We start from the raw sequence: 12,883 nt of genomic DNA on the forward strand, positions 1-12,883 counted from the left end.
ATTTATGCCCCGGAGTTGTCATGCCCTTCAGTTGCCCCCTTTGTCACGCGCGCCTGACGCGTTCTGAGAAAAGTTATGCGTGTCCGCAGGGACATCAGTTTGATATGGCGAAAGAGGGGTATGTGAATCTTCTGCCGGTGCAGCATAAACGCTCCCGCGATCCGGGCGACAGCGCAGAGATGATGCAGGCGCGACGTGCCTTTCTGGATGCCGGACATTACAAACCGCTAAGGGAGAGTGTCGCGCAGTTGCTGGACCACACGCTGACGCAGAGTGCCTCCGCTCTGCTGGATATCGGCTGTGGTGAAGGGTATTACACCGCAAGGTTTGCCGAAATTGCCGCCGGGAAGGGCGCGCAGACGACGGGTCTGGACGTGTCGAAAGCGGCGATTCGCGCAGCGGCAAAACGCTACGCGGGGGTGATGTTCTGCGTGGCCTCAAGCCACCGGCTGCCGTTTGAAGATGCCAGCATGGATGCCGTTGTGCGTATTTATGCTCCCTGTAAGGCAGAAGAGCTGGCCCGGGTGGTAAAACCCGGCGGGTGGGTGATAACCGTCACGCCTGGACCACGTCATTTGATGGAGCTTAAAGGGCTGATTTATGACGAGGTTCGCCTGCATGCTCCCCATTCAGAACAACTGGCTGGTTTTGTGCTCAGGCAGGAAGAAACCGTAGCGTATGAGATGGATCTGAAAGGGGATGAAGCCGTGGCGTTACTGCAAATGACGCCGTTTGCCTGGCGGGCAAAACCGGCTGTCCGGGAGACGCTGGCTGCACAGGCCACGTTTCGCTGCCAGACGGATTTCAGCATCCACTGCTGGCAGCGCGAAGGTTAACCCGCGAAGTGTGCCCAGAGTATCTGGGCACCAATACCGATTAACACGATCCCGCCCAGGATCTCGGCTCGCTTACCCAGCAGCGGGCCGATAAAACGGCCAACCATCATGCCCAGGGTGGACATAATCAGTGTGGCGCAACCAATGGCCAGCGCGGTGGCAATGATATTCACCTGCAGGAAGGCCAGACCAACACCGACGGCCATCGCGTCAAGGCTGGTGGCAATGGCGGTGGTGACCAGCAGCCAGAAACCGTGGCGGTGCTGAGGCTCTTCATCTTCATCGCTGTTGCCACGGAATCCTTCAATCACCATTCGTCCGCCGAGAAACACCAGTAGCACAAACGCAATCCAGTGGTTCCACTCCAGTACAAACTGGCTGGCCAGCATACCCAGGCCCCAGCCGATAAGCGGCGTCAGGGTTTCAATAGCACCGAAAATCAGACCTGTGCGCAGCGCTTCAGAAAATTTTGGTTTATGGAGTGTGGCACCTTTTCCGATGGAAGCAGCAAAAGCATCCATGGACATGCCGAAAGCGAGAAGAATGGTGGCGGAGATGTTCATACAAGCGTCCAGACCGGGAGATATCCATATGACACATCACTGCCCCCAGTAAACAGCAGTTGATGTATCTATGGTCTCGCCTGACCGTCGCACAATGATGTGCAGAAAACGATCCGTACGCGCCACGTTTTTCAACGAGTATGTTGACACGTACATTTCCTGAGTACAGGAAATTAGCTACTCCCCAACGACGGGCGCAACCTTAACATATTTTGAGAATATAAAACAACAACAGCGGGGTATTATTTTATTATCTTGTTGATAACGATTTTCATTTAGATTTATTCGTGAAAATAGCGTTAAAAAATAGGAAGGATAAAAAGAATGGAATATAGCTATGGCTATATTTCGTGAGCAACGTTAACACGGAATATAGCCGATGCTATAAATATAACTTATTGAGTTTTAATGAGTAATTTGTATATCTTTTCCAGGTCATCTATATTTTTGACACGAATGAGCAGGCGGCGCTGTTCTAATTGCATCACCAGCACCCCGTCTTCAGATAAATTCATCTCTTTAATGCGGTTATATTCTATCCAGACATTGGCAAAGAAGAATCCGTGTTTTTTAAAAATGAGTTTTGGCGAACGGATCCAGAACAGGTAAATCGCCATTAATGCCAGCGCACATAATAACCATGTGGTTAATATTGCACCATGGCTGGTCACGTTATTGTAAATCAGGATGACCACCAGACCGGCGAAGATAAACGCATCAATGCGTCCACGGCGTAAGAGGGGAAGGGTCAGCAGCGTCTCGCCGTGGCGGCGAGGCATAATGAACTCGTCATAGATCGCGTAAGCCAGAAGGGCAACAATAAACAAAACCAGTACGGTGTCCGTGACAGTCATTCATCCTCCAGATAAAAAAACCGGGGGCAAGCCCCCGGCGTATAACATAAAGCTTTACAGGCCCAACAGACCAACAGCGTAGCCCGCGATACCGATGACGAAGAAGCCAACGATGATCCACAGCGGGTTCACTTTCTTACGCAGCAGCCACATACAGGCGAAGGTCAACAGCAGCGGCACCAGGCCAGGCATCAGCTGGTCAAGGATGGTCTGCACGGTGGTCACACGGGTTTGTCCATCCTGTCCGGTGATGGTTGAAACCACCAGCGGGATGTTCACGTGCGTCCACTTGTTAACCAGCGCCCCCATCACAAACAGGCCGAGGATTGACGCCCCCTCTGTCAGTTTTTGCAGGAAGCCGCCGCCCATATCTTTAACGATATCCACCCCTTTACGGTAACCGTACGCCACGCCGTAGTAACGGGTCAGCAGACGCACCGCATTGAACAGGATGAAGAACAGCAGTGGACCGAGCAGGCTGCCGCTCATCGCGATACCCGCGCCCAGCGCTGCAAAGACCGGACGAACGGTACCCCAGAAGATCGGGTCACCTACGCCTGCCAGCGGACCCATCAGACCGACTTTAATACCGTTGATGGCACCATCGTCGATCTCTGCGCCGTTTGCACGCTGCTCTTCCATCGCCAGGGTAACGCCCAGTACCGGTGCCGCTACGTAAGGATGGGTGTTAAAGAATTCCAGGTGACGCTTAATCGCCTGGCGACGTGCTTCGTTGTTCTCCGGGTAGAGGCGTTTGATCGCCGGTACCATGGAGAAGCAGAAGCCCAGGGCCTGCATACGTTCGAAGTTCCATGAACCCTGAAACAGGTTAGAACGGATGAACACGCCACGAATATCACCCGGAGTGAGTTTCTTCTCAGGGGTAGTTTTAGTCATATCAACCATTTCGCTCACCTGTTAGTCCAGTTCGTTATCGAGATCGTTATTACCAGCAGCCTGCGCTGGGGCACCCGCAACGCGGTTATATTTCGGGCTGAGCTGGATGTAGAGAATTGCCATTACCGCACCAATCACACCGAGAGCAACCAGGTTGAAGTTGGTGAACGCCGCGGTTACGAAGCCCAGGTAGAAGAATGGCATCAGGTAGCCTGCGCGCATCATGTTGATGACCATCGCATAACCAACCACCACGATCATACCACCGGCGATGTTCAGACCGCTGGTGACCACTTCAGGGATGGCGTTGAGCATGCCCTGAACTTCGCTGGTGCCTACGGAGATAGCGACGATAACGGCAGGAATAGCGATACGCATCGCCTGCAGGAACAGGGACGAGACGTGGATCCAGGAGAGCGCCGTGAGGTTGCCGTTTTCGGCCGCCTTATCCGCTGCGTGCTGGAAAGCCACGGTGATAGTACGAACGATAATGGTCAGTACCTGGCCTGCGGCGGCCAGCGGAATTGCCAGAGCGATACCGGCACCGATGCTTTGATGACCGGCAATGACCAACACGGTTGAAATAATGGACGCCAGCGCGGCATCGGGCGCAACCGCCGCACCGATGTTCATCCAGCCAAGAGCGATCATTTCCAGGGTACCACCGATGATGATACCGGTTTTCATATCACCCAGAACGGCGCCAATCAACGTACAGGCCACCAGAGGGCGGTGGAACTGAAATTCATCAAGTACGGATTCCATACCCGCAATACACGCGACGATGAACACCAGCACAATCTGAAGAGTGGTAATCTCCATTGTACTTCTCCTATTGCATAATCTTTATGTGAAAAAACCGGCGCGGGCTTATTTCCCAACTTTGCCGATCAAATCCATCATTTTCAGTTTCGGGTCCGTGGAAACCTTACGGGCTTCCAGTTCAATACCGCGAGCATTCAACTTGTTAAATGCCTCGATATCCTTCGCATCGACTGAAATCGCGTTGTTGACCTGCGTTTTGCCCTGACGGAAAGCCATACCACCAATGTTCACGGAGGTGATTTTCACGCCGCCTTCAACAATGCGCTCGACGTCTGTCGGGTTAGTGAACAGAAGCATCACGCGTTCACCGGCATATTTCGGGTTGTTATAGACGCGAATCATCTTGGCGACATCCACCACGTGCGCGGTAACGCCCGGAGGAGCAACCTGGGTGAGGAGGGTTTTACGCACCGTGTCGGCGGCCACTTCGTCGCTGACCACGATAATACGTTGAACGTTGGTCTCTTTGGTCCAGCGCGTTGCCACCTGGCCGTGAATTAAACGGTCATCGATACGCGCAAGGCCAATCACCATATAATCGTTCGGGCCCATCGGTTTTGCGGGGGCAGCGGCTTTCGGTGCCGCGGCTGCCGCCGGTGCGGGTTTCTCAACCGGCTGTGCCTTCAGCGCTTTCACGCCTTCGCGACCGGTTTCGACCGCCAGGGCAACCAGCTCATCAAAAGCCGGATTGTCGTCGCGTGCCATGAAGGTTTCCACCAGCATCGGGATATTAACCCCTGCGACAACTTCATAGTGCTCTTTATCGACGACAATGCGGCTGGCAGCGTTGAACGGGCTGCCGCCCCATGTATCAACGAGAAACAGCACGCCTTTGCTGGTATCCAGCTTCGACAGTTGAGCCGTGTATTTCTCAATCAGCGTCTCGGCGTTTTCACCGGGAACGAAATCGATCCAGCCGACGTTTTCCTGCTCGCCCAACAGCATCTCTGCTGTTTTGAGTAGCTGCTCTGCAGCCCAACCATGTGTGCCTATGACAATAGCAATGGTCACTTGCTACCTCCTTTTATTATCATTAATACCTCTGCCAGGCAGACGTACTGAGAATCGTATTGGCGAACCGAATCGATTCAGATAAGGGTTAGAGTTAAAAAAGCTCAGACTTACGCGAATTATTTTAGATAGTGAAAAAATAATTTATGTGATGAAGATCCGTAATTTAGGTTTCGAAAATCAGAAATTACTCAACACAAATTCTGCCTTTTCACGTTTTTGCAAAGGAACGTAAATCTTTGCTAAAAACGTAATGTCTCTGATATGTTTAGCCTCCGTTTAATTGATCAGGAGTATAGGGCTACAGCCCACTATATGGACCGTCACCGACGTCAGTCATCTATCAGGCCACTTCGCGCCTTTTTCACCGGCGATCCTCGCCACGTATCGACTCTGTTTACCGCTGTTTTGCCCACATTGAGTGGGGCACCGTTTCGTCATTCCTTTAGCAGGAGCTTGTCATGGAATTCTTAATGGACCCGTCAATCTGGGTGGGATTGCTCACGCTGGTGGTGCTGGAGATCGTTCTCGGCATTGATAACCTGGTGTTTATTGCCATCCTCGCGGACAAACTGCCGCCAAAACAGCGTGATAAAGCGCGTCTGATCGGCCTCTCGCTGGCGCTGGTTATGCGTCTGGCGCTGCTGTCCGTGATCTCGTGGATGGTCACCCTGACAAAACCGCTCTTTACCGTCATGGATTTCACCTTCTCTGGCCGCGATTTGATCATGCTGCTCGGGGGGATATTCCTGCTCTTTAAAGCAACGACAGAGCTGCACGAGCGGCTGGAGAACCGTCAGCACGACGATGGTCATGGCAAAGGCTATGCCAGCTTCTGGGTTGTGGTGCTGCAAATCGTGGTGCTGGATGCTGTCTTCTCGCTTGATGCGGTGATCACAGCGGTGGGTATGGTGAACCATCTCCCGGTGATGATGGCGGCGGTGGTTATCGCCATGGCGGTTATGCTGCTGGCGTCTAAACCGCTGACCCGCTTTGTGAACCAACATCCGACGGTCGTGGTGCTGTGTCTGAGCTTCCTGCTGATGATCGGTCTGAGCCTCGTAGCGGAAGGTTTCGGTTTCCATATTCCGAAAGGTTATCTGTATGCCGCGATTGGCTTCTCGATCCTGATCGAACTGTTTAACCAGATTGCACGCCGTAACTTTATTAAGCAGCAGTCCAATCAGCCGCTGCGTGCCCGCACCGCGGATGCCATCCTGCGCCTGATGGGCGGTCGCCGTCAGGTGAATGTGCAGAGTGACACCGAGAACCGTAACCCGGTTCCGGTGCCGGAAGGGGCGTTTGTGGAAGAAGAGCGTTATATGATTAACGGCGTTCTCTCCCTGGCCTCCCGTTCAGTGCGCGGCATCATGACCCCGCGCGGCGAGATCAGCTGGGTAGATTCCCGGTTGAGCGTTGATGAAATTCGTCAGCAGCTGCTCTCTTCACCGCACAGCCTGTTCCCGGTGTGTCGTGGTGAGCTGGATGAGATCATCGGTGTCGTGCGTGCCAAAGAGATGCTGGTCGCGCTGGAAGAGGGCGTTGACGTCGAAGCCATCGCCGCCGCCTCACCGGCTATCGTGGTACCGGAAACGCTGGACCCCATCAACCTGCTTGGCGTTCTGCGCCGTGCCCGCGGCAGCTTCGTGATTGTCACCAACGAGTTCGGTGTGGTGCAGGGGCTGGTCACGCCGCTGGACGTGCTTGAAGCCATTGCCGGTGAATTCCCGGATGAGGACGAAACACCGGAAATCGTGGCCGATGGTGAAGGCTGGCTGGTGAAAGGTACCACTGACCTGCACGCGCTTTCGCATACGCTGGGGCTGGAAAACGTGGTCAACGATGAAGAAGACATTGCCACTGTGGCCGGTCTGGTCATCGCCGTGAACGGGCAGATCCCGCGCGTGGGGGATGTGATCGAACTGCCCCCGTTGAGCATTACCATTGTTGAAGCCAACGACTATCGCGTTGATATGGTGCGTATTGTTAAAGAGCAATCCGTGCACGACGAAGATGAGTAACGCTTCTTAACGCAACGGCATTAAGGGCACGATGTGCCCGTTATGATGCGCTGGCGGAGGTGAACTCTCCGCCAGCCATTGTGGAAAATCCCGCAGCGGCATCGGCCGCGCATAGAAATACCCCTGCAGAGTATGAACACCGTGTCGGCGTAAGTAGCGCGCCTGCTCCTCCGTTTCGACCCCTTCCGCAACCAGCTCAATATTCAGCCGCTGACCCAGCGCAATAATGATATCTGTCACCGTTGAGTTCACGGCATCGGTTCCAATGGCGGTGGTAAAGGACTGGTCGATTTTCAGTACGTCAGGATGAAGCTTTTCAAGCCAGGAGAGCGAACTGTTCCCGGTGCCAAAATCGTCGATAGCCAGTTTGACCCCTTTGCGATGCAGCTCGCGCACGATGCGATAATCTGCATCGACCAGCGCGTCACGCTCGGTAAGTTCGATAACCAGCCGCTGGCTCGGGTTTGCGCTGAACCAGTAACGGTTCAGATCCTGAAGTAGCACGGCGTGACGGAAGTGGCTGGCCGCCACGTTAATACCGATGTGAAAGCCCGGGTGGGAGGGGAAGTAGCCTATCTGACGTACCGTCTCGGCAATCACGTAGCGCGTCAGGGGAGCAATAAGGTTATGTTCTTCTGCCAGGGGGATGAACACTTCCGGGGAGATCCAACCCTGACGCGGGTTGTTCCAGCGTAGAAGAATTTCCACGCCGATACACTCCTGCGTACGGGCATTCACCAGCGGCTGACAGAACAGCTCAAATTCCCGTGCCGCAATCCCCATATCGATTTCCCACGTGAAGCTCATCCGGTTTGCTGTGGCCAGCCAGGCCAGATACCCCAGAACCAGGCTCAGCATTAACCCCAGCGGCAGCTGTGCCGGCAGGCTTTTAAGTGCCAGCGCGCCAGGACCCGGCCCACTGACCGTGATGGTAAATGGAAAGCGTGTAGAGACTTCCTCTATTCGCGAGTCAGCCTCATTAAACTTCAGCGCGTCGGTAATACCTTGACCGTAGCGTAAAGAGCGATCTCCCACGGTTAACGCCACGTCAGTGATAAGCGGGCGGGGCGGCTCAAGGATCATTCTGGTGATGAGATCGATATTGATCACCTCCATCACCCCCTCTTCACCGCGTTGTGACGTCGGGTGCCACTGGATAAGAATAGGGCTGCCTTTAAGCAGCCACTTATCGGTCGATAAAATCAGTTTTGGCAGACCTGACGGCAGTTCGGGAAATAATTCATGAACCGGGACGGCGCGACTGCCAAAAATACTGGAGCAGTAGAGGATCCCCTCTTTAATCAGGGTAATCGAGCGGACGGTCTGTAAAATGGCGGCCTGCTTACGCAGAGTCAGATGCGCCTGCGGGCACGGCTGGCCGACAAGACCCAACAACTCCGGCCGGCGGTTATCCAGGGAAAGCAGGACGTTTTCAAGTGAGCGAACGGTATGGCTGGCGAAATCGACAATGCGTTGTTGATTAACATTGCGCTGTGAAATAAATCGAATGCCCAACGTCAGGATGAGCGTAAGGAGCGCAACCGTCACGCAGACGATAACGCGTTTTCGGCGATAGTTTTTAATGATCGTTTGTGCGGTTTGCATGAACGGTCGCCTGATACACCTCCAGCCCCAAAAGCCAGACGCAACAGTGAAAGTGTAGTGGGGAAAGTGAAAGGCGACGAGAATCAGAAGGAAATTTCGCCCATCCGTTGCAGATGGGCGAGGGGAGGTATTAGTCGCACTGTACCTTAATGGCCAGACCACCACGGGAAGTCTCACGGTACTTCGCGTTCATGTCTTTACCGGTTTCGTACATGGTCTCAATAACTTTATCCAGCGACACGCGAGGCTCGCTGGTACGGCGCATTGCCATACGGGAGGCGTTAATCGCTTTCACCGACGCAATGGCGTTACGCTCAATGCACGGTACCTGCACCTGCCCGGCAACCGGGTCACAGGTCAGGCCCAGGTTATGTTCCATACCGATCTCCGCCGCCACGCAAACCTGCTCAGGGCTTGCGCCCAGCAGTTCAGCCAGACCAGCGGCCGCCATGGAACAGGCCACACCCACTTCACCCTGGCATCCTACTTCAGCGCCAGAGATAGAGGCGTTCATTTTGTACAGCGCACCAATGGCACCTGCCGCCAGGAAGTAACGGATGTAGATATCTGGCGTAACAGGTTCAATAAAGTGATCGTAATAAGCCAGCACCGCCGGAACAATACCGCACGCACCGTTGGTGGGCGCCGTCACCACGCGGCCACCGGCAGCGTTTTCTTCGTTAACCGCCAGAGCGAACATATTCACCCAGTCGACCACGTTCATCGGGTCGTTGGAGAATTTATCGGTGGTCACCAGCATGCGGCGCAGGGCAGAGGCACGACGCGGTACGCGCAGCGGACCCGGCAGCACACCTTCGGTGTTCATCCCGCGATCGATACAGGCGCGCATGGTCTGCCATACGTTTGCAAAATAGTCTTCGATCTCTTTTTTGCTGTGCAGTGCCAGTTCGTTCTGCATCACCATGCCGGACAGCGACAGGCCGGTCTCTTTGCAATAACCCAACATCTCGGTGGCCGATTTGAACGGATACGGCACGTTGACGTCGCCGGTGCTCTCTTTACCGAAATGCTCTTCATCCACGATGAATCCACCGCCGATGGAGTAGTACGTTTTGCTGTAAATCTCTTTTTCGCCATTCCATGCATGGATGGTCATGCCGTTTTCATGCAGCGGCAGGTTGTCGCTACGAAAACGCATCCCGTCATCCTGCGGGAAATCCACTTCGTGCTGGCCGTTAGCCAGCAGCAGACGACCGCGCGCTTCCACGTCACGGATGAATGCCGGGATGGCATCAATATCTACAGTGTCCGGCATATTGCCCGCCAGACCCATAATAATGGCGATATCGGTGTGGTGGCCTTTACCCGTTAATGACAGTGAGCCGTAGACATCCACGGCGACACGGGTAACGCTTTCCAGTAATCCTTTTTCGACCAGATCATCGACGAACTGTTTACCGGCCTTCATCGGCCCAACAGTATGGGAAGACGAAGGGCCAATTCCCACTTTGAACATGTCGAATATACTAATCACTTTCACACTCCTGACAGGGTTACCGGGGTTCCAGTAACGATGTTATAACTGCGCATAGTGTAAGAGGGAACATCGACCTCGGCTTAACTATTCACATGAATTAAACTAATGGTTAACGATGGTTTTGCTAATAGCGCGACGCCGATCGCAAACCTGACAAAAGAGGGTGGAATGTAAAGTATAGTCAAGGCTTCAGGCCGATTTGCAGAGCCAGTTCACGAATGATGCCCGCCGTCATGCCCCAGACAAAATAATGCTGATACCAGGACAACCAGACCCGATGATCGTGCCCACGGCGCTGAATATCCAGCGGGTGATAGCGGCTGAGGCGAAGGGCTTCTTCCAGTGGCATTTCAAACACCGCAGATACCTCATCAACACTGGCGTGATACTGCAGGCCGGGCGGGATAATGCCCACCACCGGCGTCACCTGGAAACCGGTCACGCTGTCCACCGGCGGGAGGACGCCGACAATCTCGACGGCCTCCGGTGGGATCGCCACCTCTTCCTGCGCTTCACGCAGCGCCGCGGCAATCAGCGAGGCATCGCTGCTGTCTACCGCGCCGCCGGGGAAAGCGACCTGACCGGCATGTTTGCGTAAATGAGGGGAGCGCTGGGTCAGCAGCAAACCGGGCTGCTCACGACGCACCACGGGGATCAGCACCGCCGCCTGACGTTGATTAAGCGCTTCGCGGCTCACCTGTGGCCGCAAAAGCTGAAAGCGCGACAGAAAATCATCCAGCGTCAAGTTCTCTCTCTCCACCCGTCAGTTCTCCAGTTGTTGCAGGATACGGTTAACTTTATCAAAAGTTTCCTGATATTCCGCCTCGACCTGGCTTTCAGCAACAATCCCGCCGCCTGCGGAACAGTAAAGCTGGCCGTCGCAGGCCGTCAGGGTGCGAATAGTGATGCTGGTATCCAGCGTGCCGCAGACGCTAACGTAGCCAATGCTGCCGCACCAGGCGTTGCGACGGTGCGGTTCCAGCTCATCGATAATCTCCATCGCCCGCACTTTTGGCGCGCCGGTGATGGAGCCACCCGGGAACGCGGCGCGCAGAAGATCGCAGGGGGTACGCGAAGCCGGCAGCTGTGCGGTAATGGTGCTGACCAGATGGTGCACCGCCGGGAAAGGCTCGACGACGAACAGCTCCGGCACGCGAACGCTGCCCGGTACCGCCACCCGGCCAATGTCGTTGCGCATCAGGTCGACAATCATTAAATTTTCGGCGCGGTCCTTCGGTGACGCGGCGAGCTTTTCCGCCTGCTGGCGGTCGGCAGCCGGATCGCTCAGGCGCGGCAAGGTCCCTTTAATCGGGCGTGTCTGGATCTTGCCTTCCGCCAGATGAATAAACCGCTCAGGCGAAAGACTCAGGATCGCGCCCTGATCGAGACGGATAAACGCACTGAACGGTGCCCGGTTGCTGGCATTGAGGCGGGTAAAGGCCTGCCATTCATCGCCCTGATACGTCGCCTGGAAGCGCTGGGCAAGGTTAACCTGATAACAATCACCGCTTTGCAGATACGCCTGCACGCGTGCGAATTTTTCCGCATAGGTCTGCGGGGTCATGTTTGAACGCCACGCAGAGGTCAGACGGAAATCCGGCGCGGCTAAGGGCTGCTGTGCGTTCAGCCAGGCCAGGCGTGCCTCCACATCCGAATGGCTGAGCAGGGAGACCACCTCTTTATGGTGATCGACAATCAGCGCCCAGTCGTAAAGTCCCACCGCCATATCCGGCAGCGGAATATCTGCCTTCGCAACGGAAGGCAGCGTTTCAAAGCGGCGACCAAGGTCATAGCCAAACACGCCCAGCGCACCGCCCTGGAAGGGAAGATCCGGGTTCGGCGTGGCAGACAAACCCAGCTCGTCGATAGCCTCCTGGAGCTGGATCAGCGGATCGTGCGTGGAGGGCTGGTTTTCGGATGTCACCGTGCGCACCGGGTCAGCAACCACAATGTCGAAGCGGCTGTAAGGATGGTCCGCATGGCCGGAATGCAGCAGCATCGCCCAGGGAAGATGGCTCAGACGAGCAAACCAGAATTCAGCGGCGTCAGTACGCCACGGCAGGGTAATAACAGTGGGGAAGCGCATGTTCATGTGTGGCATACTACCGGGCAGCGTGAAATAATTAGCGCGAATAATTTAGCAGGAGTTGACGATGTTTGCAGGTTTACCTTCTCTGAGCCACGAGCAACAGCAGAAAGCGGTTGAGCGGATCCAGGAGCTGATGTCCCAGGGGATGAGCAGCGGGCAGGCCATTTCTCAGGTGGCGGAAGAACTTCGCGCCACCCATACCGGCGAGCGGATCGTGGCGCGTTTCGAGGATGAAGATGAAGAGTAACCGGCTTACACAGCCGCGATAATCTTAATCTCTACCTTGTATTCCGGCTTCATCAGCGTGGCCTGTACGGTACAACGTACAGGCGCGTGACCCGCCACCACCCACGCATCCCAGGCTTTGTTCATGGCCGCAAAATCGTCTTTATTCGCCAGGAAAATGGTGGCGTCCAGAATACGCGATTTGTCGCTGCCTTGCTTTTCCAGCACCGCATCGATCTGCGCCAGGGTGTCAGCTGTTTGTTCAAAGGCATCCGCATCCAGATTGGACGGCACGCCAGTGTAATAGAGCGTCTGGTTATGAATGACTACATCAGACCAGCGGGCTTCGGCATCAATGCGCACAATTGTCATAAACGTTTCCTCGTTACTTTCGTCATCAGGCGGCAAGACTGCCATATTGTTTCGCCGTCGTCACTATTTGGGGTGGCACAGGAGAGG

The 12,883-nt window shown here is 54.9% G+C and carries 14 protein-coding genes; 4 read left to right on the forward strand and 10 right to left on the reverse strand.

All coding sequences use genetic code 11. The annotated features are described in order from the left end of the window. Positions 1-20: 20 nt before the first annotated feature. Complete coding sequence (gene rlmA, locus PUZ33_RS00670; protein ID WP_013096129.1) at positions 21-836, forward strand: 23S rRNA (guanine(745)-N(1))-methyltransferase; 816 nt, start codon at positions 21-23, stop codon at positions 834-836. Here rlmA and mntP read toward each other — a convergent pair. The 5 genes from mntP to manX all read right to left on the reverse strand — a co-directional run bounded on the left by mntP (position 833) and on the right by manX (position 4,986). Then, complete coding sequence (gene mntP / locus PUZ33_RS00675) at positions 833-1,399, reverse strand: manganese efflux pump MntP (protein WP_013096130.1); 567 nt, start codon at positions 1,397-1,399, stop codon at positions 833-835. The two genes, rlmA and mntP, sit on opposite strands and share 4 nt — an antisense overlap. A gap of 395 nt (positions 1,400-1,794) precedes the next feature. Further along, the gene (locus PUZ33_RS00680; RefSeq protein ID WP_013096131.1) at positions 1,795-2,253 is read right to left on the reverse strand and encodes a DUF986 family protein; all 459 of its coding nucleotides are present in this window, start codon (positions 2,251-2,253) and stop codon (positions 1,795-1,797) included. Positions 2,254-2,307: 54 nt separating this feature from the next. Beyond that, entirely contained in the window at positions 2,308-3,159 is an 852-nt protein-coding gene (locus tag PUZ33_RS00685) for a PTS mannose transporter subunit IID (RefSeq protein ID WP_006175979.1), read from the reverse strand. Between the two features lie 12 nt (positions 3,160-3,171). Continuing rightward, the gene (gene manY, locus PUZ33_RS00690; RefSeq protein ID WP_003859914.1) at positions 3,172-3,972 is read right to left on the reverse strand and encodes a PTS mannose transporter subunit IIC; all 801 of its coding nucleotides are present in this window, start codon (positions 3,970-3,972) and stop codon (positions 3,172-3,174) included. Positions 3,973-4,020: 48 nt separating this feature from the next. Further along, positions 4,021-4,986 carry a PTS mannose transporter subunit IIAB gene (gene manX, locus PUZ33_RS00695; protein WP_038419895.1) on the reverse strand — a complete coding sequence of 322 codons (966 nt, stop codon included), beginning with the start codon at positions 4,984-4,986 and terminating at the stop codon, positions 4,021-4,023. 315 nt (positions 4,987-5,301) lie between these two features. Here manX and PUZ33_RS25180 point away from each other — a divergent pair, with 315 nt between their 5' ends. Together PUZ33_RS25180 and yoaE are read left to right on the forward strand one after the other, a co-directional pair. Next, complete coding sequence (locus PUZ33_RS25180) at positions 5,302-5,460, forward strand: protein YoaL (protein WP_372588456.1); 159 nt, start codon at positions 5,302-5,304, stop codon at positions 5,458-5,460. Next, positions 5,448-7,007 (forward strand): CNNM family cation transport protein YoaE, encoded by a 1,560-nt coding sequence (gene yoaE / locus PUZ33_RS00700; protein ID WP_058680164.1) that lies wholly within the window; start codon positions 5,448-5,450, stop codon positions 7,005-7,007. Before PUZ33_RS25180 ends, yoaE begins: the two co-directional genes overlap by 13 nt. Positions 7,008-7,013: 6 nt before the next feature. On the opposite strand, the gene PUZ33_RS00705 is transcribed toward yoaE, so the two are convergent. The 4 genes from PUZ33_RS00705 to pabB form a co-directional block, all read right to left on the reverse strand. Further along, positions 7,014-8,612, reverse strand: coding sequence for an EAL domain-containing protein (locus PUZ33_RS00705; protein ID WP_252107540.1), 1,599 nt, complete (start codon positions 8,610-8,612; stop codon positions 7,014-7,016). A gap of 130 nt (positions 8,613-8,742) precedes the next feature. Then, positions 8,743-10,107, reverse strand: coding sequence for an L-serine ammonia-lyase (gene sdaA / locus PUZ33_RS00710; protein WP_038419892.1), 1,365 nt, complete (start codon positions 10,105-10,107; stop codon positions 8,743-8,745). A 184-nt stretch (positions 10,108-10,291) separates the two neighbouring features. After that, positions 10,292-10,870, reverse strand: coding sequence for a CoA pyrophosphatase (locus PUZ33_RS00715; protein WP_013096136.1), 579 nt, complete (start codon positions 10,868-10,870; stop codon positions 10,292-10,294). Between the two features lie 3 nt (positions 10,871-10,873). Continuing rightward, positions 10,874-12,202 (reverse strand): aminodeoxychorismate synthase component 1, encoded by a 1,329-nt coding sequence (pabB, locus tag PUZ33_RS00720; protein WP_252107554.1) that lies wholly within the window; start codon positions 12,200-12,202, stop codon positions 10,874-10,876. A 61-nt stretch (positions 12,203-12,263) separates the two neighbouring features. Between pabB and PUZ33_RS00725 the strand changes: the two genes are divergently transcribed. Beyond that, complete coding sequence (locus PUZ33_RS00725) at positions 12,264-12,446, forward strand: YoaH family protein (RefSeq protein WP_008500497.1); 183 nt, start codon at positions 12,264-12,266, stop codon at positions 12,444-12,446. 5 nt (positions 12,447-12,451) lie between these two features. Here the strand turns inward: PUZ33_RS00725 and PUZ33_RS00730 are convergent, their stop codons facing one another. Next, the gene (locus tag PUZ33_RS00730; protein ID WP_013096138.1) at positions 12,452-12,796 is read right to left on the reverse strand and encodes a RidA family protein; all 345 of its coding nucleotides are present in this window, start codon (positions 12,794-12,796) and stop codon (positions 12,452-12,454) included. Positions 12,797-12,883: the final 87 nt, after the last annotated feature.

Origin of the sequence: Enterobacter cloacae complex sp. 2022EL-00981, assembly GCF_028737495.1 — a bacterium.
Classification (GTDB): domain Bacteria; phylum Pseudomonadota; class Gammaproteobacteria; order Enterobacterales; family Enterobacteriaceae; genus Enterobacter; species Enterobacter cloacae.

Coding starts and splice junctions, on each gene's coding strand:
- rlmA (WP_013096129.1), top strand. CDS start 21: ATGCCCTTCAGTTGCCCCCTTTGTCACGCGCGCCTGACGCGTTCTGAG.
- mntP (WP_013096130.1), bottom strand. CDS start 1,399: ATGAACATCTCCGCCACCATTCTTCTCGCTTTCGGCATGTCCATGGAT.
- PUZ33_RS00680 (WP_013096131.1), bottom strand. CDS start 2,253: ATGACTGTCACGGACACCGTACTGGTTTTGTTTATTGTTGCCCTTCTG.
- PUZ33_RS00685 (WP_006175979.1), bottom strand. CDS start 3,159: ATGGTTGATATGACTAAAACTACCCCTGAGAAGAAACTCACTCCGGGT.
- manY (WP_003859914.1), bottom strand. CDS start 3,972: ATGGAGATTACCACTCTTCAGATTGTGCTGGTGTTCATCGTCGCGTGT.
- PUZ33_RS25180 (WP_372588456.1), top strand. CDS start 5,302: ATGGACCGTCACCGACGTCAGTCATCTATCAGGCCACTTCGCGCCTTT.
- yoaE (WP_058680164.1), top strand. CDS start 5,448: ATGGAATTCTTAATGGACCCGTCAATCTGGGTGGGATTGCTCACGCTG.
- PUZ33_RS00705 (WP_252107540.1), bottom strand. CDS start 8,612: ATGCAAACCGCACAAACGATCATTAAAAACTATCGCCGAAAACGCGTT.
- pabB (WP_252107554.1), bottom strand. CDS start 12,202: ATGAACATGCGCTTCCCCACTGTTATTACCCTGCCGTGGCGTACTGAC.
- PUZ33_RS00725 (WP_008500497.1), top strand. CDS start 12,264: ATGTTTGCAGGTTTACCTTCTCTGAGCCACGAGCAACAGCAGAAAGCG.
- PUZ33_RS00730 (WP_013096138.1), bottom strand. CDS start 12,796: ATGACAATTGTGCGCATTGATGCCGAAGCCCGCTGGTCTGATGTAGTC.